Origin of the sequence: Peribacillus folii, from assembly GCF_030271255.1 — a bacterium.
Lineage (GTDB): Bacteria > Bacillota > Bacilli > Bacillales > DSM-1321 > Peribacillus.
On the sequence record NZ_JASJOM010000006.1, the window covers coordinates 336,152 to 359,637 of the forward strand.

General features: G+C 41.6%; 19 protein-coding genes. 10 read left to right on the forward strand and 9 right to left on the reverse strand.

Going from position 1 to position 23,486, the window contains the following annotated elements; genetic code table 11:
• Positions 1 to 103: 103 nt before the first annotated feature.
• Positions 104 to 1,651, reverse strand: a complete 1,548-nt coding sequence (locus QNI08_RS12760) for a bifunctional GNAT family N-acetyltransferase/carbon-nitrogen hydrolase family protein (protein ID WP_285767798.1) — start codon at positions 1,649 to 1,651, stop codon at positions 104 to 106.
• A gap of 567 nt (positions 1,652 to 2,218) precedes the next feature.
• Between QNI08_RS12760 and QNI08_RS12765 the strand changes: the two genes are divergently transcribed.
• The gene (locus QNI08_RS12765) at positions 2,219 to 2,689 is read left to right on the forward strand and encodes a thioredoxin family protein (RefSeq protein WP_285767799.1); all 471 of its coding nucleotides are present in this window, start codon (positions 2,219 to 2,221) and stop codon (positions 2,687 to 2,689) included.
• Positions 2,690 to 2,755: 66 nt separating this feature from the next.
• Here the strand turns inward: QNI08_RS12765 and QNI08_RS12770 are convergent, their stop codons facing one another.
• On the reverse strand, positions 2,756 to 3,175 hold the full coding sequence (locus QNI08_RS12770; RefSeq protein ID WP_285767800.1) for a DUF5365 family protein: 420 nt from the start codon (positions 3,173 to 3,175) through the stop codon (positions 2,756 to 2,758).
• A 262-nt stretch (positions 3,176 to 3,437) separates the two neighbouring features.
• On the opposite strand from QNI08_RS12770, the gene QNI08_RS12775 reads away from it, so the two are divergent.
• Positions 3,438 to 4,319 (forward strand): RluA family pseudouridine synthase, encoded by an 882-nt coding sequence (locus tag QNI08_RS12775; protein ID WP_285767831.1) that lies wholly within the window; start codon positions 3,438 to 3,440, stop codon positions 4,317 to 4,319.
• A gap of 473 nt (positions 4,320 to 4,792) precedes the next feature.
• Here the strand turns inward: QNI08_RS12775 and QNI08_RS12780 are convergent, their stop codons facing one another.
• Together QNI08_RS12780 and QNI08_RS12785 are read right to left on the reverse strand one after the other, a co-directional pair.
• The gene (locus QNI08_RS12780) at positions 4,793 to 5,047 is read right to left on the reverse strand and encodes a GlsB/YeaQ/YmgE family stress response membrane protein (RefSeq protein WP_180319977.1); all 255 of its coding nucleotides are present in this window, start codon (positions 5,045 to 5,047) and stop codon (positions 4,793 to 4,795) included.
• A gap of 705 nt (positions 5,048 to 5,752) precedes the next feature.
• Positions 5,753 to 6,583, reverse strand: coding sequence for an aldo/keto reductase (locus tag QNI08_RS12785; protein WP_285767801.1), 831 nt, complete (start codon positions 6,581 to 6,583; stop codon positions 5,753 to 5,755).
• Between the two features lie 372 nt (positions 6,584 to 6,955).
• Between QNI08_RS12785 and QNI08_RS12790 the strand changes: the two genes are divergently transcribed.
• The 6 genes from QNI08_RS12790 to ald all read left to right on the forward strand — a co-directional run bounded on the left by QNI08_RS12790 (position 6,956) and on the right by ald (position 13,404).
• Positions 6,956 to 7,954 carry an inorganic phosphate transporter gene (locus QNI08_RS12790; protein WP_285767802.1) on the forward strand — a complete coding sequence of 333 codons (999 nt, stop codon included), beginning with the start codon at positions 6,956 to 6,958 and terminating at the stop codon, positions 7,952 to 7,954.
• Between the two features lie 233 nt (positions 7,955 to 8,187).
• On the forward strand, positions 8,188 to 8,808 hold the full coding sequence (locus tag QNI08_RS12795) for a DUF47 domain-containing protein (protein WP_285767803.1): 621 nt from the start codon (positions 8,188 to 8,190) through the stop codon (positions 8,806 to 8,808).
• 15 nt (positions 8,809 to 8,823) lie between these two features.
• Positions 8,824 to 9,822, forward strand: a complete 999-nt coding sequence (locus QNI08_RS12800) for an inorganic phosphate transporter (protein ID WP_285767804.1) — start codon at positions 8,824 to 8,826, stop codon at positions 9,820 to 9,822.
• A 149-nt stretch (positions 9,823 to 9,971) separates the two neighbouring features.
• Positions 9,972 to 11,231 (forward strand): PucR family transcriptional regulator, encoded by a 1,260-nt coding sequence (locus tag QNI08_RS12805; protein WP_285767805.1) that lies wholly within the window; start codon positions 9,972 to 9,974, stop codon positions 11,229 to 11,231.
• Positions 11,232 to 11,278: 47 nt separating this feature from the next.
• Positions 11,279 to 12,109: an EcsC family protein gene (locus tag QNI08_RS12810; RefSeq protein ID WP_285767806.1), complete on the forward strand. Its 831-nt coding sequence runs from the start codon at positions 11,279 to 11,281 to the stop codon at positions 12,107 to 12,109.
• A gap of 161 nt (positions 12,110 to 12,270) precedes the next feature.
• Positions 12,271 to 13,404, forward strand: a complete 1,134-nt coding sequence (gene ald, locus QNI08_RS12815; protein WP_285767807.1) for an alanine dehydrogenase — start codon at positions 12,271 to 12,273, stop codon at positions 13,402 to 13,404.
• 247 nt (positions 13,405 to 13,651) lie between these two features.
• On the opposite strand, the gene QNI08_RS12820 is transcribed toward ald, so the two are convergent.
• Both QNI08_RS12820 and proC read right to left on the reverse strand, forming a co-directional pair.
• The gene (locus QNI08_RS12820) at positions 13,652 to 15,019 is read right to left on the reverse strand and encodes an FAD-binding oxidoreductase (protein ID WP_285767808.1); all 1,368 of its coding nucleotides are present in this window, start codon (positions 15,017 to 15,019) and stop codon (positions 13,652 to 13,654) included.
• An 85-nt stretch (positions 15,020 to 15,104) separates the two neighbouring features.
• Entirely contained in the window at positions 15,105 to 15,911 is an 807-nt protein-coding gene (gene proC / locus QNI08_RS12825; RefSeq protein ID WP_285767809.1) for a pyrroline-5-carboxylate reductase, read from the reverse strand.
• 242 nt (positions 15,912 to 16,153) lie between these two features.
• Here proC and QNI08_RS12830 point away from each other — a divergent pair, with 242 nt between their 5' ends.
• Both QNI08_RS12830 and QNI08_RS12835 read left to right on the forward strand, forming a co-directional pair.
• Positions 16,154 to 17,719, forward strand: coding sequence for an MDR family MFS transporter (locus QNI08_RS12830; protein ID WP_285767810.1), 1,566 nt, complete (start codon positions 16,154 to 16,156; stop codon positions 17,717 to 17,719).
• A gap of 115 nt (positions 17,720 to 17,834) precedes the next feature.
• Complete coding sequence (locus QNI08_RS12835) at positions 17,835 to 18,446, forward strand: DNA-3-methyladenine glycosylase (RefSeq protein ID WP_285767811.1); 612 nt, start codon at positions 17,835 to 17,837, stop codon at positions 18,444 to 18,446.
• 81 nt (positions 18,447 to 18,527) lie between these two features.
• Here the strand turns inward: QNI08_RS12835 and QNI08_RS12840 are convergent, their stop codons facing one another.
• The 3 genes from QNI08_RS12840 to QNI08_RS12850 form a co-directional block, all read right to left on the reverse strand.
• The gene (locus QNI08_RS12840; RefSeq protein WP_285767812.1) at positions 18,528 to 19,688 is read right to left on the reverse strand and encodes an MGDG synthase family glycosyltransferase; all 1,161 of its coding nucleotides are present in this window, start codon (positions 19,686 to 19,688) and stop codon (positions 18,528 to 18,530) included.
• 221 nt (positions 19,689 to 19,909) lie between these two features.
• Positions 19,910 to 20,509 (reverse strand): DedA family protein, encoded by a 600-nt coding sequence (locus QNI08_RS12845; RefSeq protein ID WP_285767813.1) that lies wholly within the window; start codon positions 20,507 to 20,509, stop codon positions 19,910 to 19,912.
• 14 nt (positions 20,510 to 20,523) lie between these two features.
• Positions 20,524 to 21,222: a polysaccharide deacetylase family protein gene (locus QNI08_RS12850; protein ID WP_285767814.1), complete on the reverse strand. Its 699-nt coding sequence runs from the start codon at positions 21,220 to 21,222 to the stop codon at positions 20,524 to 20,526.
• Positions 21,223 to 23,486 lie beyond the last annotated feature (2,264 nt).

The following is a 23,486-nucleotide window of genomic DNA, read 5'->3' on the forward strand; positions in this document are numbered from 1 at the left end:
TACATATACAAAATTATCACATTTTTTCCAATAAATGAAGCAAAGGCTCGCATTGAGAGGAAACGCACGAAGCGTCAATTCTCATTACGAGCTCTTTCACTGCTTATTTTTCACCATTCCGGTAATGTAACTTGTATATATCATGGCGGCGATCTTTCAATTGCCTTACCGTCCCTGACTGTCTTTCTCTTCGTAATATTTCAAGATCCACATCGCCAATCAGGACCATCTCCAAATTCGGGCTCGTTTCCCCGACTATGCCGTCACGAGCAAATTCGAAATCGGATGGGGCAAAAATACCTGATTGAGCATATTGAATATCCATATTTTCCGTTTGGGGCAGATTGCCGACCGTTCCGGAAATGACGGTATAAATCTGATTTTCGACAGCACGCGCCTGGGCACAATAACGAACGCGTAAATATCCCTGCCTGTCTTCCGTACAAAAAGGTGTAAAGATGATTTTGGCTCCCATATCGGTTGCAATCCGAGCAAGCTCGGGAAACTCGATATCATAACAAATTTGAATCGCAATTTTCCCACAATCCGTATCGAAGACCCGAACCCGGTCACCAGCGTTAATGCCCCACCATTTTTTTTCATTCGGTGTGATATGAATCTTATATTGCTTTTCGATCGTCCCGTCACGGCGGAATAAATACGCGATATTATAAATGTTATCATCGTCTTCTTTTACGAAATGAGAACCTCCGATGATATTGATATTATACCTTACAGCTAACGTAGTGAACAATTCAATGTACTGCTCCGTAAAATCTGAAAGCTTCCTTACAGCAAGGCTTGGCGATCTTTCATTCAGGAATGACATCAGCTGAGTGGTGAACAATTCCGGGAACACCGCAAAATCGGCATTGGCGTCGGAAGCAACGTCGGTGAAATATTCGACTTGGTTAGCGAAGTCATCGAATGATTCGATCTTGCGCAGCATGTACTGAACCACACATATCCTTACAGGCTCGGAAGTTTTGTAATATCGTTTCGATTTTGGCTGATAGTCGACATTATTCCATTCCATGAGCGTGGCGTATTTATTGGATTGCAAATCATCCGGCAGGTAATTCGGATTGATCCTCATGAGTGTGAATCCATTTAACAGTTGAAATGAAAGCACTGGGTCATATATTTTATGTAACTGCACTTCTTTCACATATTCCCTTGGCAACAGTTCATCCGCATGTTTATGGTAATTGGGGATCCTGCCGCCGATGATGATGCTTTTCAAATTCAGCTGCGCAACAAGTTCCTTTCTTGAATCATATAGCCTTTGACCGATTTTCATCCTGCGGAAATTAGGATGGACCATGACCTCGATCCCATACAAATTATACCCGTCTGGATTATGATTCGTAATATAGCCATTATCGGTTACATCGTCCCATGTATGGCGATCATCATATTCGTCAAAGTTAATGATAAGGCTTGAGCATGACCCAATCACTTTTCCATCATATTCAGCTACGAATTGCCCTTCCGGAAAAATTTCCAGATGGCTCTCTAGCTGTTCTCGCTTCCAAGGAACCATTCCTGGAAAGCAACTCGATTGCAAAGCGATAATTTCATCTATGTCCTCTATTTTCATGTTACGTATTTCCATTATTTTTTCATATTTATGCAGGTCCAAATTAGGCATTTTCCTCAGACTCCTTTAATCTCTTCCATAAGAATTATACCCCTTATTCAAAAATTAAAACAACTGTATCTATTCATGTTTCCATCCTTTTCCTGGCTATTCTCATCCGAAAAAGAATATATATTTTACAGACCCTATCCATACATACTATACTTTTCTTGAGGGAAAAAAGTGATGGGGAAGAGGAACCAAGAATGACTGAAAACGCAGTGACGAGAACAGCGCATGCTAAGGAGTGAGCTGCTTCCTTCAAAGCGAAGTTTGGACCTTCCATTTTTCTAAAACAAGTGTAATGAGCGGTATGCTCTTAGGTGGTTCCGGGATATATTTGGAATTGCCATCACATAGAAAAACATTCGATAAAAGCATTTATACCATGATATTATCCGATTCGCTGCGTAAAATTGCACGTATCATTAATTTCCGGCCCTTGCATGCAGAAGGATTGCATGCACAAGACAATAAATCGACGGTTTTGGTTTCATTACCGACCCGTTCCTAGCCTGACTGCATTCATACCCTATGCAGTTACATCGTATGGACAAGATCCAAGGAGGTTGCAGCTTAATGAGGAAAATGGCTATTTTTTTAGTGATAATCGTTGCTATATTAGTCCTGATGGGCGTTTTGACTACAATGAAAAAAGAAGAAAAATCTAAAGAGAATCCATACGGCAAGGATAAACTTGACCCTGCCACTGTCAATCAGCTGGATGATCCCAATTATCAAAACTTGATACTGCCACAAGAGCTGGAGCAAGACCTCCAAGATAAAAAAGACGTGACGGTGTATTACTACAGCCCTAAAAACGATTATAGTGAGAAAACCACTCCAATCGTAGCGCCATTGGCAGAAAAACTGGGGATCGACCTTGTTCAATACAATTTATTGGAATTCGATCAAGGCTGGAGCGATTATGGCATCAAGGATACCCCGACCATCGTTCACTATAAAAATGGGCAGGAACAAGATCGGATCGTTGGATTTAAAGAAGAGGAAACCTTTAAGAAGTGGTTTGAAGATAACGACATTAATTAATGAAAAAAATGAGCCGGCCCTGACGGAAGATGCTTCTCCCGTTATAGCCTGCTCATTTTATTTGGCTTATACTAAATATTGATTCGCCACTTGGACATCCATCATCTGCATATCATTACTCGCTTCACGTTTCATGCTTGAAAAATGGTCATAATAAAATGGGAAAAAGATTCCGTATTCATTCAATAACGAAATGTTATGTTGAAATAATTCCGCTGACTCGGCATCCATAATGGAATCCCCTTCCTGGTATTTGACTAAAATGGAAAGGAGCACATGCAGGCAGGTCATTACTTGGAAAGCATCCCTTAATGTGCCCAAGTAAGTAGACGTGCTGCTGCGATTGGGCGCTAGGACGCCTAACTTCCGAAAATGGATGATCTCACTTTCCGTGAAGTATTTCGGAAATACAATTTCGTAGAATCTCGAAACGAGACTCGCTATTTCCTGTTCTTGTTCTTCCGTTGAAGAAAAGACCGTCTTCAATTAAAAAACCACCTTTTTTCAGATCCGTTAGACCTATCTAATATATGTATATTCTAGGACAAGCGATTTCATTCTCCATAGAATAACATAAAAATTGTAAAAAATATGTGGTAATTTCCACCACAACAATATTGACAATAGGTCCATTGTTACTTTTTCAGTAACTTATCTGTAATTATTATATAGATTTTTGATAAAACCTCAACCAAATAAGCCGAAAGTAGGAATAAAATTGGAAGATAACAATGCAAACAACCAAAATATGTTAATAAAAGTCCAGCAGAATTGGACTGGAATTTCACTGGAATCACTCTTTAGGGAACGGTGGAAGGCCCCGAAAAAACTGGTGCATGAATGGAGAATGAATAAAGAAGTAAAGCTGAATGGCCATGCAGCCCCGTGGTCCACTTCCCTTCAACAAGGAGATTTGCTTAGCATTCCTTTAATGGATATGGCTGATGATGAAGCTGTTCAAGCGACCAACTTGGAAATCCCGATTTTATACGAGGATGAATGGTTGCTGGTTGCCAATAAGCCTGCCGGAATCGATACCCATCCTTCTCAGCCCGGTGATCGCCGCTCCCTCCTTAATGGGGTGGCCTACCATCTTCAACAAACTGGCCAGACCTGCATGATCAAGCATATTCATAGGCTTGATCAAGATACGACTGGTGCAGTCCTTTTTGCCAAAAACCGCCTGATTGGATCAATACTGGATAGAATGCTGGAAGAAAGGGCGATCAAACGGACGTATTTAGCTTTGGTCGAAGGCAGTCTCCATAAGAAGCAAGGCGATATCAATGCGAAAATCGGCCGGGATCGCCACCATGCGACCAGACGCAGGGTGTCCCCTACTGGCCAGGCCGCCATCACTCATTATCGGTTGCTCCATCACGATCCCAACAGGAACTTGTCGCTTGTCAGCTGCACCTTGGAAACCGGCCGAACACACCAAATCAGGGTTCATTTTAGCCATTTGAATCATCCTTTGGCCGGCGATACCTTGTATGGCGGTAAAAAAATCTTTCCGCGTCAAGCACTGCATGCACGGAAAATCGAATTCACCCACCCCATTCTAGAAGAAAAAATGGTTATTACTGCTCCATTCTTGGATAAACCTGAAATTTTCGATGAGCGCCTCTAAATGGAGGAAAACACCGTTTCCAATACGGAACGGTGTTCACTTTGTAGACAAAAGAGTATGTGTTTGCCAGTTATGTTGTGTCACCACTTTTTGAAAATTTTTGCTTTCTGTCCACCTTGAAAAAGGTGGACAGAAAACACAAATGTGTTTGTAAAGCCGGTATAAATAGGTAGTTTGCATTGCCGGTGTTTTAAAAGCTGTATCTTCTTTACCACCAGTTTTTAACAATAGGGACAAGGGTTCTTTCTATGAGTTAAAACAAAGTTGGCGGGAAGCGGGTGTTCGAGACTCCTGCGGAAGAGGAAATCAACAGCCATATTGTACAACTCATAAAAATAGACAAACTCGATTTTCATCGAGTTTGTCTACAGTCTGAACATCGTTCCAATGAACGGTGTTTTCTGTTCGGCGACTTTTCATAATAAATGGACAAAAAAATAGCTGGCCTCTAGGGCCAGCATTATTATTCATTGTTATGATGCTTTTCTCATGCCTTTTAAGATAAGGCTTAAGATGAAGACGAACACGATAGCACCGATCAACGCTGGAATGATAGCGAAGTCTGCCACTGAAGGTCCCCAAGTTCCAAGAATTAACGAACCTAACCAAGCACCTACAAAACCTGCAATGATGTTACCGATAATTCCAAATGGCACGTCACGTCCAACGATCATACCTGCTAACCAACCAATGATACCTCCGATAATTAATGACCATAAAAATCCCATAATATATTTCCTCCTTCAAGTTAGTTGTTTTTTCATCTACGGCAGACTCCAAGAAATCTCTTTACGTTAAGTCCTGCCCATTCAGTTCTTTAACTTTACATTCAAATGGTATGATGCCGATCATGCACAATATCTAATGAATGTGAATGTTTCAGTTAGTGGGTAAAGTTAGCTAGCTATAGCCCCTGCGGAACTGTTTGGCACTCCTCGATGTGTTAGTGTGCTTTCTTTTTGTTTGCCGCTGTACTCATTATTTTCCCCGTTTCTATAATCTAAAACCTAATTTTTTTAAAATTTATTTGGCAATAAAAACAAGGTTATCAGATGGAGTGAACGGGTATATTAAACGCTTAATTTTGTTACATTATTATTATAAGCAGTGACTACCGCAAATATGTTCATAATGGAAAAGAAAGAGTATGTCCCTTTAATGAGACCTTACACAAAGGGCTGCCTTCAATCATTTAATCCGGTATGAGACAACGGGGCACGTGACTGGTGCAGGATATTCAGTTAAAAAGAAGAAAGTGCGTGCTGTTAACAGATAACTCCACACATACTGTGCGATCGTGCCTCCCTTGGAGTGGATTGAGCCACCCTAAAAAAACAGCAGGCAAACAAGATAATTCAATTATCACGTTTGCCTGCTGTATGGGAGGATGCCCCACGTAATGGAATATCCTCTATCTTATCTTCTTATTTCATTTAAAATAAAACCTCGTCCGGATTGCTTCCGAACCGTTCGTTTTTGTTCAAGGCATCTATTTGGTTCATTTCATTAAGGCTCAATGAAAAGTCAAACACCTGGGCATTTTCCTCGATTCGTGCCGGTGTGATCGATTTGGGTATGACGACGATATCATGCTGCAGATGCCATCTAATTAACACCTGTGCCGGACTTTTCCCATGCTTTTTCGCAATATGGTTAATCGTCGGTTCTTCCAATAGATTCCCCCTGCCTAGCGGGCTCCATGCTTCCACCATGATTTCATTCTTTTCACAGTAATCACGGATTTCACCCTGGGTCAAAAGCGGATGCAATTCGATTTGATTGACGACTGGTTTCACTTCACAATTCGCCAGTAAATTTTCCAAATGGTGAACATGGAAATTACTCACGCCGATCGATTTCACTTTTCCATCCTTATAAAGCTTTTCTAGAGCCTTCCACGTATCCAAGTACTTATCTTTGCCCGGCCAATGGATCAAATATAAATCCAAGTATTCCAAACCAAGGCGTTTCAAGCTATCATCAAATGCCTGAAGCGTAGTATCGTATCCTTGCTCCGTATTCCACACTTTAGATGTAATAAAAAGCTCTTCACGGGGAACTCCGCACTCAGAGATTGCCTGTCCGACGCCTTCTTCGTTTTCATAAATGGCTGCGGTGTCAATCGCACGATATCCTACCTCGATAGCTTTCTTGACGGCTTCAACCGTTTCATTTCCATTCTTCACCTTGAAAACACCAAAACCCAATTGCGGCATCTGCACCCCGTTTTGTAAAGTGATCGTTTCCCCAATGCTTGAAATCATTTACATTCCCCCAAACTTTTATTTACCAATTATACATCTCCCTTTCTCCTATTTCTAACCATATGTCTTGTCATGATGTTTGGCTTAAAAAGAAAAACGGAAGGAAAACGGAACAATTATCCATTTTCCCCTTAACTAAATTAAATATTTTGTAAAAAAATGACGAAACATCTATCCTAATAGATAAGAAATTCGTTACAATTGAATAGTTGTTTAAAAACAAGTTAAAGAAGGTGCGATCTTTAAAGAATAATCAAGCGTAAAACCCCCATTCTAAATAATGAGGAGTTGCAGAAAGGATTCAACGTCCTTTCATCGTTTCCAATCAAATTCAATTTTTACATATTTGAATATTAAGGGAGTCTTCCATGTATGAGTAGCATTTTTATCATAACCGCGTTAATTATCGTATTTGCTTTGGTTTTCGATTTTATCAATGGGTTCCACGATACGGCCAATGCCATCGCCACAGCCGTTTCGACCAAGGCACTTAAGCCGCGCCATGCCATCATCATGGCTGCAGCCATGAATTTGTTGGGTGCACTGACCTTTACAGGGGTAGCACATACCATTACGAAGGATATCGTGGATCCCTTCACATTGAACAATGGTTCTTATGTAATCATGGCTGCGCTTCTTTCTGCAATCACTTGGAACTTGGTGACCTGGTATTTTGGCATTCCAAGCAGCTCTTCCCACGCGATTATCGGTTCGATAGCGGGGGCAGCCATTGTTGCCAGTGGGTTCGATGCGATTAAATGGAGCGGATTCACTAAAATTGTCCAAGCATTGATTTTTTCACCCATCCTTGCATTTACACTTGGATTCATTGTGTATAGCATCTTCAAAGTAATTTTCAAAAATAACAATTTAGGAAAGACCAACAAGCGATTCAGGAGAATACAAATTCTTACGGCCGCCATCCAATCCTACACACATGGAACGAATGATGCTCAAAAATCGATGGGTATCATCACGATGGCTTTAATTGCTAACGGGTATGCCACTAATTCAGAAGTACCTTTCTGGGTCCAATTATCCTGTGCAATAGCAATGGCGCTTGGAACATCGATCGGCGGCTGGAAAATCATTAAAACCGTCGGCGGGAAAATCATGAAAATCCGGCCGGTAAACGGGGTCGCTGCCGATATGACCGGTGCGGCGATCATTTTCGGTGCTACCTTCCTGCACATGCCTGTCAGTACGACACATGTCATTTCCTCTTCCATCCTTGGGGTAGGATCTGCACACCGCATCAAAGGAGTGAAATGGGGAACGGCTAAAAGCATGTTGATCACCTGGTTCATAACCTTGCCAATCTCCGCTTCATTAGCCGGTATCATCTATTATATAATTTCCTTGTTCTTGTAACATCGTCAGCCTTTCCTCATGGAGAGGCTTTTTTCATTACAATTCGCTCAATAAGTGTCATAGCCTCCCATTTTTTACTTATCCTTGTTTTCTTATGTAAAGTTTTATTAAGATTTTGTAAATTTTCGTCGAAAAACCTTCCCTGATCGTTAATGAATTCGTTACAATCAACTTGTTAATACTAAGCGTACGACTAGGTGCGTAAATTGCATGAATAATTGGGAGGCTTCAACATGGCTTTTAAATCAAAAAAAGACAAATTCGCAGTAATGCTTTTCAACATCGCCCAAAACCTTAAAGAAGGTGCTGACTATTTCGCTGATTATAAGCTGAAAAACATCTCAGATCTAAAAGTGTTTTCAGACAAGATGAAAGATTATGAGCATAAAGGCGATTCAATGGTTCACAACGTGATTAAAGAGTTGAACAACGCCTTCATCACTCCTATCGAACGTGAGGATATCCTTGAATTGACCATGAGGATGGATGATGTCATTGATGGTTTGGAGCATTGTTCCGCATTATTCGAAATGTACTCAATCGTCAATGCTGACGAGTACATGCTAAAATTTGTCGATGCAATCAAGGAATGTACGTATGAAATTGCAATAGCCGTAGATACTCTATCAACAAAAAAATTACCAATGATTCGTGAGAATGCAATCAAAATTAAAGATCTTGAATCTGTTTGTGACGGAATCCAACGTCAATCGATCAAAAACCTGTTTACAGTTGAGAAAGATCCAATCAGAATCATTCAATATAAAGAAATTTACGAAAGCCTTGAAGAAATTGCCGATCACTGTCAAGCAGTGGCCAATACCCTTGAAACAATCATAATGAAAAACGCCTAAGGAGTACCCCTATAAATGGATACTTTATTAATTTTAACTATATTAATCGTTTTCTTTGCTTTGGCATTCGACTTCATCAATGGGTTTCATGATACAGCCAATGCTATAGCGACTGCCGTTTCAACAAAGGCCATGAAGCCTCGGCACGCAATCATCATGGCCGCCATCATGAACTTCGTCGGAGCCATGACATTCACTGGCGTAGCGAAGACCATTACCAAGGATATCGTGGATCCGTTCACGCTTCCCAATGGTTCTTATGTGATTCTGGCCGCTTTGCTGGCCGCGATTTTCTGGAACCTGCTCACTTGGTATTACGGAATACCAAGCAGCTCCTCCCATGCACTGATCGGCTCGATTGCAGGTGCCGCCATTGCAGCAGCCGGTTTTGCCGGCATAAGATGGGAAGGATTCCTTAAAATCCTTCAAGCTTTGATCTTCTCCCCGCTAATTGCTTTTGCAATCGGGTTTATCGTATACAGCATCTTTAAAGTCGTCTTTAAAAACAATAACCTGACAAAAACGAACCAAAAATTCCGTACGATACAGATTGCCACTGCAGCGCTTCAATCGTATACACACGGAACGAATGATGCACAAAAGGCGATGGGGATCATCACGATGGCCCTGATTGCGAATGGTTATGCTTCAAGTTCGGATATCCCCTTCTGGGTTCAATTTTCCTGTGCGTTAGCAATGGGACTTGGAACTTCCGTAGGTGGATGGAAGATCATCAAAACCGTAGGCGGCAAGATCATGAAGATCCGCCCAGTGAACGGGGTAGCAGCAGATTTAACCGGTGCCTTCATCATTTTTGGCGCGACCGTCATTCACATGCCCGTCAGTACAACCCATGTCATTTCCTCCTCGATACTTGGAGTTGGAACCGCCCATCGGGTTAAGGGCGTAAAATGGGGAACGGCTCAAAGAATGATCATCACCTGGTTCATCACCATTCCAATTTCTGCAACATTGGCAGGCTTAATTTATTACCTAATCAACTTCCTATTTTAAAAGCAGGCAATCCCTTCCGGTTTCAACCGGTGGGGATTTTTGTATTTCCCACCAGGTCACCTGTGCTTCCAGGCATTTATTCCATGCTAATTCAGTTGAAATCGTATAAAATTCAAGGAGAAGGAATTTTTTTAGCGAGGGGCAATAATATGAAGGAATTCGAAAAAAATAGAGATATTTTTAAAGACCTTTATGGAGATATGATGGAGTTTGCCGACAGAATCAGTTCAGTTTTAGGTTGTCCCATTACAATCGAGGATGGTAATCACCGTTTGCTTGCATATAGCACGCATGATGATACCACGGATCAGGCTCGCATCATGACCATCATCGGAAGGCGCGTCCCTGAGAAGGTCATCAATAGTTTATGGAAAGATGGGATCATCCCTGCTTTATTGAAGGAGAATGCCCCCATTAAAATCGGGGCCATCACTGATGTCGGTCTCGGTAATAGGGCTGCGGTTTCGATTAGAAAAAACAATGAAGTCCTTGGTTTCATTTGGGCCCTTGAGGTCAACGCACCATTCTCTGATGAGGATATGGAATTCCTGCAATTCTCAGCCAAGGAGGCAAAAAATCAGTTGCAGCAATTGCAGCTGAAAAAGAAACGGAAAGAGGCCGGTCATCAGGAATTCCTTTGGCGCCTGTTGACAGGACACTACCAGGAAGAAGCGGAAATAATTGAGAACTTCACGAAATTTTCGCTTCATGTTCCAGTTATCTTTTCTATACTGGTATTTGAATTTCCCGAAGAAATCAATCGTGAAGTGGAACGCTATATTTCTTACATGCTAACGACTACCCAAAAGATAAACAGTTCCCTTTTTGCCATCGACCAAAACAAACTCATTCTTTTTGCAGGCGCCAACGAGGAAAATTGCCCTTTTTTCACTGCATCATTATATGATTTCATTCCATTTTTTATCCTGGAAATGAAACGCCGCTTCGGTGTAGAGCATATCCTTGGGACGGCTGGCAATACGTATAAGAACTTCCTGGATGTTAAAGCAAGCTACGAAGAATCACAATACACCTTAAGAATGAAGAATATTTTTCCTGAGGATATGGAACTCATCGTACATTATGAAGAGCTTGGCATGTTCCAAATGATTGAAGCGCTCGCAGCCAATAAACAACGGCATGCCCATCCAGCCATTTTAAAATTAAAAGCATATGATAGGAAGAACCAGACCGAATTGCTGCAAACACTTACGGTTTATTTGGAGAAAGACTGCAATCCGAATGAAGCTTCCAAGAATTTGCATATTCATGTAAATACGTTGAATTACCGTTTAAAACGGATTTCCGAAGTGGGAGCCATCCGTTTAAAAGATCCGATTCAAAAAATGTCCCTTTTTCTTAATATTAAACTGGATCAATTTGATGAATATTACAAGAAAAATTCATGAAATACCCTAACGTAAGGAAACAATAGAAGCATGGAAAGGTTGGTCATATGGAAATCGATACAAAAGAACAGCTCGAAAAAGAATTACAAGCCATTGAAAAATGGGAGAAAAATCAAAAGGGGCTATGGTTTTGGGAACGGATCGGACGACTCCCCTTCAAGCTTTTGGATAAAATGACACCAGCATTCATTCAGGAAAAATTGGGAATCATGCTCGATGAAATCGGCAGCTACATTCAGACGGGCGGGAAATATTTAACGAAAGAGACAATTATTCTTAGCAAGCTTCAAGCCGAAAGTCCCGATACGATCATTAAGAGCCTGGATGATGTTTCCCTCCTCCCCCTTTCTGTCATGGATAGCGTGAGTCAGGATATTAAAAATTCCGGCAGCAAATTGGCAACGGTTCAGGGCGCCACCACTGGCATAGGCGGAATCTTCACCCTAGCGATCGATATCCCCCTTCTTCTTGGCATGTCGATCAAGACACTTCAGGATATAGCCATCACGTATGGGTTCGATCCCCGTGATCGCCAAGAACGGATTTACATCGTCAAATGCCTGCAATTCACAACATCGGATGTTGTTGGAAAAAAGGCCATATTAGAAGAACTGTCAAGAATGAATTTGCCTGACCCTCAATCCAGGCGAAAAATCGCCTCAGAGCTGCAAGGATGGCGGGAAGTCGTATATACATATCGTGATCAGTTTGGCTGGAAGAAGCTTATGCAAATCATTCCGTTTGCTGGAATGATCTTTGGCGCCATCACCAATCGCTCCATGATTGCCGATATGGCTGATACAGGTATCATGCTCTATAAGAAAAGACGGATTTTAGAACGCATTCAAGAAACGACACTCGACTCGTCCCTGACATGAATGAAGGGCTTATAACTAGCCGGTCCATGTTAATTCAATCTGCGTTTGTGGAATTTCACAAATACTCCTTTTTCATTTTTCTGATTTCCACATACTAACTGTTTATTTTTCCAACTATACTTGTGATACAAATAGTAAAACACATTATTGGAGGGATTAAGATGAGAATAGGAATTCCAAAAGAGATTAAAAACAATGAGAACCGTGTAGCCATCACTCCAGCAGGCGTCGTAGCATTAGTGAATGCGGGACATGAAGTATTAATCGAAATGAACGCTGGTCTAGGAAGCAGTTTCACCAATGAATCATATCAAGAAGCTGGTGCTCTAATAGTCGAGGACGCCGCTAGCGTTTGGTCAAGTACGGACATGATCATGAAAGTAAAAGAACCTATCTCATCTGAATATAAATATTTCCGTAAAGATTTAATTCTCTTCACATATTTACATCTTGCAGCCGAGCCTGCGCTTGCACAGGCCCTAAAAGAAAGCGGTGTCTTGGCCATTGCTTATGAAACAGTTGCAGTAAACCGCACACTACCGTTATTAACACCAATGAGTGAAGTGGCTGGACGCATGGCTGCGCAAATCGGTGCCCAATTCCTTGAAAAGAATAATGGCGGCAAAGGTATCCTGCTGAGCGGAGTTCCTGGAGTGAAACGGGGCAAAGTCGTAGTGGTCGGCGGAGGAATGGTTGGTACGAATGCAGCTAAGATTGCCATCGGATTAGGGGCAGATGTAACCATTCTTGACTTAAGTCCTGATCGTCTTCGTCAGTTGGATGATATTTTCGGAAACGAACTCACTACACTTATCTCAAATCCTTATAACATCGCTGAAGCGGTCAGGGATGCTGATTTAGTCATCGGTGCTGTACTTATTCCAGGTGCCAAGGCTCCAAAGCTCGTGACGGAAGAAATGGTTAAGTCGATGTCTCCAGGTTCAGTGATCGTCGATGTTGCAATCGACCAAGGGGGAATCTTTGAAACAGTTGACCACATAACAACACATGATAACCCTACTTATGTGAAACATGGAGTTGTCCATTACGCAGTGGCGAACATGCCAGGAGCAGTGCCTCAAACATCCACTGTCGCCTTAACGAACGTAACGGTTCCATTCGCACTGCAAATTGCAAACAAAGGAGCCCTTAAAGCGATCCTTGAAAATGATGCCCTTGCAAAAGGCGTCAATGTGGCGAACGGCGAAATCACATTCGAAGCGGTTGCAAAAGACCTTGGCTACAACTATGTAAGTGTCGAGAATGCCTTAAACCAAAATAACATTAACGCATGATATATAAATGAAGACTCCAGGCACCCATCGTGCCTGGAGTCTTTTTATGGGGAAACTCACGAACCTTTTGGCTTCAGGTGGAAATTTCTCGGATTGAAGGATTTTTGCCTTTGGGGACAGTTAATCCGATTTCGGACGGATTTACAAACCAAATGGACGAATTACCCCGATCGTGCATGTTTGCATTTCCATAAATTCTTCAACTTCATAGTTTGATATTCCTAAAATTCACCACCATGAAATTCTTTTAATCTGCAAAGATTTTACCCGGATTCATGATTCCTTTAGGGTCTAGTGCATATTTGATCGTTTTCATCACTTCATATGCTGCTCCATGCTCCCTTAACTGATACTTCGATTTTCCGATTCCGACACCATGTTCACCCGTACAAGTGCCGCCTTTCGATAAGGCATATTCGACAATTTCTTCATTTAACCGTTTCGCCTCTTTCACTTCCGCAGGGTCCTTTAGATCAATCATGAACAATACATGATAATTGCCATCTCCTACATGTCCTACAATCGCTCCTTCCACTTTGGAAAGCTCGACCTTTTTCCTTGTGTCCAAAATGGCATTCGTTAATTCATGAAGAGGCACGCTTACATCGGTCACCATCAGCTTCTTTCCCGGTGCACTATGGATGAAGGCATATGCGAGATTATGGCGCGCCTCCCACAAAGCATTCCGTGCTTTGGAATCCATTTCAAACTGGATATCACCACACCCAAAATCCGCTACGATTTCCTTAGCAAATTGGACATCCTGTTCCAAACCGGCAAAATTCCCGTGAAATTCGAGAAATAAGGTAGGGCTGACATCATAGGCTTTGTCCATGAATTGATTTACTTTTTTTATCGATTCGGCATCAACCAGTTCAATTCGTGCAATCGGGATTCCTGCGAGCATGATGCCATTAACTGCAGATACCGCTTGTTCGACGGTGGGGAACGTTGCCCTTCCTGCCATGGTGACTTCCGGGATTCCATATACCTTCAATGTCAGCTCAGTAAATACCCCCAATGTACCTTCCGAACCTATAAACAAGCCATTCAAATGAATGCCTGAAGAAGATTTTGTCGCTAAGCTGCCCGTGTGGATCACTTCACCGTTTGCTAGAACGACTTCCAGATCCCTGACCTGATCACGCATAATTCCATATTTGACAGAGGTCGTCCCACTTGCATTCGTGGCTGCCATTCCTCCCAATGTCGCATCAGCGCCGGGGTCGACGGAAAAGAACAGTCCATACTTTTTCAATTCTTTATTGAGTTGTGTCCTTGTCACGCCTGGCTGCACCTTCACGAGGAAATCATTTTCCCTGATTTCCAGCACTCGATTCATCAAGGACATATCAAGGGAAATTCCCCCTTTAATTGGGACGACATGCCCCTCCAGGCTTGATCCTAACCCAAAAGGAATGACAGGTATATCATGTTCATTCGCATACCTCATGACTGCACTTACTTCTGCCGTATCCTTCGGATAAATAACCATGTCAGGTAAATGCGGAGTATGATACGATTCATCATGACTATGCTGCTCCAATAACGTTTCATTGACCGTTACTTGCTCAACGGTCAATGCCTTCCTTAAGTCCTCTATGTAAATATTCATCTGCATCCCCCTTATTTTCACTAAACATTCTGAAAACTGCGTTTAAAAAAGGAGATTGCCCCGTTTGCAGGCAATCGCTCCTCTTTTACTGGCCAATCCCTTTCGTTTTATCCGTACAGGCCTTCATCGCCCGTAATACACCCGCTCTAAGCTGTGCTTCTTCCAAAGCAGCTACTGCCGCTATCGTTGACCCACCTGGAGTACAGACATCATCCTTTAAAGCGGCTGGATGCCTTTCCGTTTCCAGCACCATTTTAGCAGCTCCCATTACAGCTTGTGCTGCCATACGATATGCTTGTTTTCGCGGAATGCCATCCCGAACCCCGCCATCAGCCAACGCTTCTATGAACATGTATACATATGCAGGAGACGATCCGCTGATTGCAGGCACCGCATCCATCAAACCCTCATGGATGATCTCCGTTTTTCCGAAGCTATCCAGCAATGACGTCACAGCAGCTAAATCATCATCGCTGATTTCATCGTTCACGCTTATGGCTGTCATGCCCGCTCCTACAAGTGAAGGAGTATTTGGCATCGTCCTTACAACCTTCACGGCCCTTTCGAAGCTGCTTTCTATCATAGATATATCAATCCCTGCAGCCATTGTAATGATCACCGTGCTTCCTTTCACATGATCCTTCACCTCTTCAAGCACCTGCTTATGCATGGCAGGCTGAATGCCTAGAAAGAGAATGTCGGCAAAAGCAGCAACTTCTTCATTATCAATGGTGCCTTTAACCTTATGCTTCGTGGAGATCTTCGACATGGTTTCCATGCTCGCTGTACTTACCATGACTCCGTCAGGCGAAATCACCTCAGCAAGCAACATCCCCTCCAGCATGGCTTCACCCATTTTACCGCAGCCAATAAAACCGATTTTTTTATTCATCTTTTACACTTCCAATCCAGATCCAGCTATTTTCCTCCTTATTATATCGGTTTTGGTGGATGGAAACACGTCGGAAATATTCAATAGGGAGGATTTAGCGATTTCCAGCCGAATTACTAAGGGGACATGGAGGAAATCTTGATTTTTTTAGCGAAAAAAAACCATTGACTTATTGGTCACTACAGCTATATAATTTTGACCTATCAGTCATAAGGAATACAGTTTAGGAATGGGGAAATGGGATGCAAATGGAGAAAAAAGCAGTCAATACCAGGCTAGTCTTAACTGGGTTGATCATTGGAATGTTTTTCAGTTCATTGGAACAAACGATAGTCGGGACCGCCATGCCGACCATTATCGGGGAATTGAATGGTTTCACCATTTTCGCTTGGGTGACGACAGCCTATTTAATAGCTTCAACAACTGTTGTGCCGATTGTTGGAAAGCTATCTGATCTATATGGAAGGCGTTCACTTTACCTGCTTGGTACAATCATTTTCACGATTGGTTCATTCTTATGTGCCACTGCCACTTCCATGGAGCAATTGATTATCTACAGAGGGCTGCAAGGCATCGGCGGCGGGATGATCATGCCCTTATCCCAGACGATCATCGGCGATATTTTCTCGGCGGAACAAAGAGCCAAATGGCAGGGAGTATTCGGCGGCCTTTTTGGGTTGAGTTCTGTCATTGGACCTTTTTTGGGCGGAGTGATCGTAGACCATATCAGTTGGCACTGGATCTTTCTCATCAATGTACCGACAGGGTTATTGTCCGCCATCCTGATTTATGTAGGGTTAAAACATGAATCGATCAGAAAAACAGAGAAAGTGAATATTGATTATCTTGGCATATTCACCTTGATACCTGGTATTGTCCTATTATTATTGGGGTTGACGTTCGGTGGCGATAAGTTTGAATGGGCGTCACTGGAATCTCTCCTGATTTTTGGCTTTACCATTATTTTCATTGCCCTATTCATCATATTTGAAAGAAAAGCGGTTGAACCGATCCTTGATTTAGCCCTTTTTAAAAACCGGGTTTTTGCCACAACCAATATTTTGGGATTCTTACTTGGACTCGGCATGTTCGGCGCAATCATGTTCGTTCCGCTGTTCATGCAAGGAGTGCTGGGTGTTTCACCCACTAAAGCGGGATCGACCATGACCCCGATGATGGTCGGTCTAATTTTATCCAGCATCGTTGGCGGAAGGTTATTATTGAAATTCCGTTTTCGTACAGTGCTTACCTTTGGAATGGCCTTTGCTACCTTAGGGTTTTTCCTGATGAGTACGATGGATGGGAATACTAGCATTTTTACTGCTTATTCCTTCATGGCCGTTCTTGGGATTGGAATGGGGCTAGTCATGCCGACATTGATGATCGCCGTTCAAAGTGAATTTCCCAAATCACAGCTTGGTTCGGTCACAGCTGCTTCGACCTTCTTCAGGTCAATAGGCGGAACGATGGGCATCACGATTTTGAACGCAGTCATGAATCATAACCTCCAGCAAAATATGGATGATGCAGCAGCTAGCGAAAAAAACCCTTTATTGCACAAAGCGCTGACGGCATTAGCGGATAAAACGGATAATTTATTCAACATCATGCTTTATCCGGAAAATCTTAAAATGCCGGCAGAAATCGGCAGCTACCTGATAAAAACGATTGAAAATGCTTGGATAAATGCTTTCTCCAGTGTTTTCGTCACAGGTATCTTTTTTGTTTCCGCGGGCATACTAGTGGCACTTTCCGTTGGATCCGGCAGAATTAAAAAAGAACAAGGAACGGAGAAAGAATTGAGTTGAACAAAAAACAAGGCCGGCTGATAGGTTCAGCCGGCCTTGTTTTTTCCTGCAAATCGATGTTTCTTCTTCATTGTTTAGGGAAATTTACCTGTAAGAAAAAAAATGGAGTGATCATATGACCGAGCTAACGAACCTTTCAATCTTACCAGTCGATTTTTATGAACAACCAACGCTTGAGCTGGCAAAATCCCTCCTCGGTTGCCTGCTTGTAAAAGATACTGCGGCTGGATCAGCTTCAGGATTCATCGTCGAGACCGAGGCCTATATGGGGCCTCTTGACAGGGCAGCCCATAGTTTTGGAAATAGAAGGACAAAACGGACGGAAGTGATGTTCGGTGAGTCCGGATCGATTTATACATACGTCATGCACACCCATACACTCGTCAATGTCGTAAGCGGCGGGGTCGGGCATCCTGAAGCCATTCTAATCCGGGCGGTTGAACCTCATTCAGGGCTTGAATTGATGCAGGAAAGGCGTGGTATTGCCGATATTCGCAAATGGACCGACGGACCTGGGAAACTGGCAAAGGCAATGGGCATCACCATGGAGGATTATGGAGGTTCTTTTACAGCTCCCCCTCTTTATCTTGCTGCCGGAGTGGAGCCTGAACACATTTCCTGCGGCCCCCGCATCGGGATCGGCAACTCTGGGGAAGCCAAGGACTATCCGTGGCGCTTTTGGGTGACCGGAAGCCCCTTCATATCCCGTGCCACCAATAGAGGCTGATGCCTTCCCCCTCCAAGCAATATTGCTAAAGCTGACCTTGGAGGGATTATTGCTCGTCCCATCTGTAAGGCAGTCAATGCCTTAAATGACTTTTGTTTGACTGGTCATATATGGAAGATCACTGGCTTCTTCAAGATTAAGGATCAACTTCATCACTTCCACCAACCCCTCGGGCTTATCAAGCTCAATTTCCTTATGATAGGACTCGATCGAAGTGATCCACTTCTCCATTAATCCTTGGTTCTTCAGCGTTTCCTTCATTTGTTGTTCAAATGGCCTTTTCTGGTTAAGCTCGAATACAAGCTTTTGTTCCTTTAAATACTTTAAGTTAATTTCTTCTTGGCCAGGAAGCATGGAATGGACGAAAATCGGCAGCCTTTTTCGCAATGCTTCGCTTATGGTGACTCCGCCCGGCTTTGTAACGATTGCATCAACCTCTTCATAAAGCTTATTCATTTCCACTCGGGATGTTATATAGGATAAAGGCTTGATATGGGCTAAATTCCATGAATTGATTTCATCATATAGTTTGATATTATTGCCGCAGAGCACGAAGTAATCGAACGCGGTTGAATGCTTCAGCTCGGCAGCTACATTTAAAATCCCGCCCAGACCGCTATTCCCTCCAGATATCAAGATTTTGGGCCGATCCGTTTCTTTATGTTCATTGGCCATTTTCGTAATGTCCTCATGGACGGGTATCCCAGTGACCAGCATCTTTTGCTTCGGTATTTGCCGCATGCTCATTAACATTTCTTTCGCTTCTTGACAAGGAAGAAAATGGGCATCTATCCCTTGTGTGCCCCACACATTATTAATGAAGTAGTCCGTATATACGTTAATGATGGGAATATTGCATTTTCCTCTCATCTTTAACTGGCTCAGAAGATAGGAGGGGAAGCCATGTGTACACACAATTAAATCCGGTTGTTCCTCAGCAATCAATTGTTCCATTTTTCTCAGGAATATAGGTTGGTACCATTTAAATGCCCATTCCTTCGATGATGGAACATAAAAAAGGTTCTTATAAGCAAGATTATAGGTTTCTGGTGCATATCTGATCCATTTCAGGTAACCGGTTGTCACCATTTTTTCTAAAGAATTATTTGTATAGCTTATCAAATCCACTTTTTTAAAAGCGATACCGCTTGAATGCTTCTTCAACATATCCATTAATGCCTCAGCCACTTGATGATGTCCTGATTGCATTCTAAAGAGAGGTAAAAACAGAATCTTTTTCATACGTGTCATCTCCTAAGAAATCATACTTTGAATACCATGTTTCATATAGACAAATATCAGCAGGCACCCTAAAACCTGCCATAATAAATCTTCATCCTTGTTGTACAAGTTCTTGCTGCTCGAGAATTCCAATGATATTTCAAAGTATAATAAGTATCCATTGATAAACTTATTTTCCAATAGGAAATCCATGCTAACGCTTCATGGAAAGGAAGTGACTCTCAATTATTGGACTTTTGTTTCTTTCTTTTAATATATTTGAAAGTGCCATATAATACAAAAATAAATAAGAAAAAGAAACCTAAATACGGGACATATTCAGGATTTATATTAAATGCATTCCCCAAATAAAATCCAGCCACTATAAAGGGTATAATCCAAAGAAAAGTGCCCAATAAGGAAAGCAGGAAATATTTACGGAATGGGACGCTGGATATCCCTGCAAAATAAGGGCTGATCTGCCGCATTCCCGGTATATAAAAACCAAGAACGATCGTCTTTTGGATATTTTCCGTATAATTCATTTTTGCCTTTTCCCATCTCTCATTGGTAATCCCAACGTATTTTCCAAATTTATTTATAAATGGGTACCCCACATATTTTCCACAAATGTAAGCTACTAGCATCCCTATAAAAGCACCAAGGAAAGCAGCTAAAACCGCTGGCCCAAAGGAGAGTTTATGTTGGGCGATCAACACGCCAATCAAAAAAAGGAGTGATTCCTCCGGAGCAGGAATACCAACGATACCAAGAAATAAAAACAGAAAAATGATCAGGTATCCATATATATTTATGAATTGTAAAATCGTATCGATATTCATGGTACCCCCAGAAATTATATGTCTCGTAACGTAACAAATTTCGTTCCCTTTTCTTTACTTTCGCGTAAATAAATTTCCAAGCTTTCAATCATATGCAATGGCGCTTCCTTATCCGCACCCAAGGTTTCACCACAGTCATGCAGGAGTAAAATCTCCCCTTCACTGGAAGTGGCCCGCAAACGGTCAAGCAAGTCTTTTCTGCAATTATCCACTTTCCAATCACCGAAGATGGCCGACCACATAATCACCCCATAGTTCTTGCCAATAAACGGTGTAAAAATATTGAAATGGCCCCATGGAGGCCTGTAAAAAAAGACCTTTTCCTTCGTACATTCAGTTATGGCCTTTTCGGTCATATCCAGTTGCTTTTTCAATTGAAATGGTGAAAGGATCCAGCTTGAAACATGATCAAAATGATGGATTCCAATCACATGCCCATCCTCATGCATTCGTTTAATGATTTCAGGATTCTTGTTCACCTTACTGCCAACCACAAAGAACGAAGCCTTAACATCATACTTATTTAAAAGATCAAGCAGACTACTTGTATATTCGGGATTGGGCCCATCATCAAAGGTTAGCGCAACCCCGCCTTTTTTCCTGACATTTTTGGTTATTCCCAATCCATATCGACGGATAAACACCGTAGGGATTATCGCATATAATAGAAATAGAGCCAATAAAATAGTAAAACCGACCATCCATATAATCATTACGTAAAAACCGTTCCTCTCATTTTCATATCCTGGCTTGAATTCACCTAATAAACTGCCACCTTTTCAATATAAAGGGATTGCTTTGGAAATTCAATTAAACAATGAAACGATTTACCTTTTCGTAAGACACTGCCTACGGATCCCTATACTACTACTCTTTCCCCTTCTTATTATTTTATTAACTTCTTCTATCTTTGAAGAGAGTGACCTCTTGTTTATTTAATACGGATACATGAGTTGCTGCCAATGATCTCGCATATCATTCCTGGGCCTTGGATATAACCGGCAGTGGAGTCTTTTCATTTAAAACGAAGGTGGCCGGGCTTGTTTTCCAGTCCTATGTTTAAGGGGATCCATAACGGAAAATGAGTACTATCAAAGGAGGCTGTTATGGCACGATCATAGCTGCAGGACATTTTATTCGGCTAATACCTAACACAATCCATCCCTTCTTCACAGCAAGAATGGCGTGGTTCCAATCCGACGCTAAGAGCGTCTTGATTCTTACACGTGAAGAAGATAAGTTATGTCCAGGTAATTGAAATTAGGATCTATTGATATGATGACGGATTTTTTCATAGCTTCGGGGATTGTGTTTAAATCATGCAGCTTTACGAGTAGAGGACAAGATGGTCGATTAGGTGATCTACCTTTGAATCTTCATATAGAATCGAACCTTCTTCAGGTACTCCATTCACAATAAAAGTTGGGCTTGGGAGATTGCACGGTTAGGCCCCATTACGTCAATAACCACAGCTTACACTTGATATTTCCGTTGTCACAAAAGACTAGATATCAGTTATCGATATCCCAAAAATCAATTGAAGCGTTCCATTTTTGGAACAAAACAAATGCTTGACCTTTTAAGTTCAACAATAATGCTACTATTGGATATTTAAGATAGTTGGATTCAGAGACTGAATGGTGTGAGCATTCACACGTTCAGACGTATTTATTGAAGATTCATGGTGTACAGTAAAGAAATTGCTGAAGCTGCTGATGAAAAAGAAAATGAAACCTTATAACAAGATTTCATTTATTCTCCGTGGTCATATTAATAGGAACTGGTAACTGAGAATAAGCGGCATGCTTTTAGTAACGGCTGCTCCAGCTCCAACTGCACAGCTCGTTTACTTTTTCACTTTTAGTCATTATCAAATTGAATGCCGCCTGATATTTCATATAAAAACAGTTAAGGGCATGAACCACACCGCATTGGCTTTGTTAATATTAGTTAATGACATATTAAAACCTTATGTTTCCACCATCAGTTTCTTATTTTAACTCCCTGCAAGCGCATCGGCCTTTACCTCAATCCGATCACATAGCCCCCCAACACAGCGAGTTCATTCAATACTTGTGATGTAAAATGCCTGTATATTTACATACGTTAAAGTATTAAGTCTTTTTTTATCATTATTTTTAGGATTAATGATGCTACTAATACTTAAGAGTATTGTTAAACATACAAAATAAAAACTAAACCTTCACGGATCAACCGAAATTTATAGAAAATATTCAGTTGAAAATATTTTATAGGGCCAATACTTGCTTTTCCTCATACCTGGCGCACTAGCCTTTGCATTTCTATAATCACATTATTAAGTTGTCTGCTGATACGGACACCTTCCAAGCTTGATAGTTCCTTTCGTTGGGCTATATCATCCTTTTTTTTTCGATGATCGTCCAACGTTTGTTTTAATAACCAGGCTTCTCTAAGTATCATTTTTTATCACCTGCCTGTAATGATGAATGTCTTTCCTGCCTTAAGAAAGGTGATGATTTTGAATTTTATCCAATCACTTCATTAACCGCACCAATAAATATCTTTTCATGCCCATTTATCTGCAGGAACAAGCAAACGCAAAAAGAGTGACTTTATCTATTTGCCTATTTCTTAGATATTTTTATCATACTGCTATTTTCAGAGTTCACGGTTCCAATTTTGAAATGACAGTGACCAAAAATGGTATTATCTTCTGGTTATAACATACATATTTGCTTGCCATTATTGTCCTTCATTAGGTCGTGTAGGATAATACGCCCTGCTAGTAAAATTCACTGACGTCATCTATACTGAATCCAATTAAAAAAAGACCTTCATCAGAAGGTCTCAGTTTGTAGACAAAAGGGGTTCGGAATTAAAAAATTCCGAACCCCTTTTGAAATTCCCTATTGATTTTTACCTATAGTTAAGAGATTGGAGCTCTACGAGCCCACCATGTTAGGCCATTTTTGGACCTTTCCATGTCCAATTGGCC

Bases quoted from the DNA above. Each gene is read 5' to 3' on its own strand.
- proC (WP_285767809.1), bottom strand. From the start codon at position 15,911: ATGAATAAAAAAATCGGTTTTATTGGCTGCGGTAAAATGGGTGAAGCC.
- QNI08_RS12830 (WP_285767810.1), top strand. From the start codon at position 16,154: ATGCAAATGGAGAAAAAAGCAGTCAATACCAGGCTAGTCTTAACTGGG.
- QNI08_RS12820 (WP_285767808.1), bottom strand. From the start codon at position 15,019: ATGAATATTTACATAGAGGACTTAAGGAAGGCATTGACCGTTGAGCAA.
- QNI08_RS12835 (WP_285767811.1), top strand. From the start codon at position 17,835: ATGACCGAGCTAACGAACCTTTCAATCTTACCAGTCGATTTTTATGAA.
- QNI08_RS12775 (WP_285767831.1), top strand. From the start codon at position 3,438: ATGTTAATAAAAGTCCAGCAGAATTGGACTGGAATTTCACTGGAATCA.
- QNI08_RS12790 (WP_285767802.1), top strand. From the start codon at position 6,956: ATGAGTAGCATTTTTATCATAACCGCGTTAATTATCGTATTTGCTTTG.
- QNI08_RS12845 (WP_285767813.1), bottom strand. From the start codon at position 20,509: ATGAATATCGATACGATTTTACAATTCATAAATATATATGGATACCTG.
- QNI08_RS12840 (WP_285767812.1), bottom strand. From the start codon at position 19,688: ATGAAAAAGATTCTGTTTTTACCTCTCTTTAGAATGCAATCAGGACAT.
- ald (WP_285767807.1), top strand. From the start codon at position 12,271: ATGAGAATAGGAATTCCAAAAGAGATTAAAAACAATGAGAACCGTGTA.
- QNI08_RS12850 (WP_285767814.1), bottom strand. From the start codon at position 21,222: ATGATTATATGGATGGTCGGTTTTACTATTTTATTGGCTCTATTTCTA.
- QNI08_RS12805 (WP_285767805.1), top strand. From the start codon at position 9,972: ATGAAGGAATTCGAAAAAAATAGAGATATTTTTAAAGACCTTTATGGA.
- QNI08_RS12765 (WP_285767799.1), top strand. From the start codon at position 2,219: ATGAGGAAAATGGCTATTTTTTTAGTGATAATCGTTGCTATATTAGTC.
- QNI08_RS12760 (WP_285767798.1), bottom strand. From the start codon at position 1,651: ATGCCTAATTTGGACCTGCATAAATATGAAAAAATAATGGAAATACGT.
- QNI08_RS12795 (WP_285767803.1), top strand. From the start codon at position 8,188: ATGGCTTTTAAATCAAAAAAAGACAAATTCGCAGTAATGCTTTTCAAC.
- QNI08_RS12780 (WP_180319977.1), bottom strand. From the start codon at position 5,047: ATGGGATTTTTATGGTCATTAATTATCGGAGGTATCATTGGTTGGTTA.
- QNI08_RS12785 (WP_285767801.1), bottom strand. From the start codon at position 6,583: ATGATTTCAAGCATTGGGGAAACGATCACTTTACAAAACGGGGTGCAG.
- QNI08_RS12810 (WP_285767806.1), top strand. From the start codon at position 11,279: ATGGAAATCGATACAAAAGAACAGCTCGAAAAAGAATTACAAGCCATT.
- QNI08_RS12800 (WP_285767804.1), top strand. From the start codon at position 8,824: ATGGATACTTTATTAATTTTAACTATATTAATCGTTTTCTTTGCTTTG.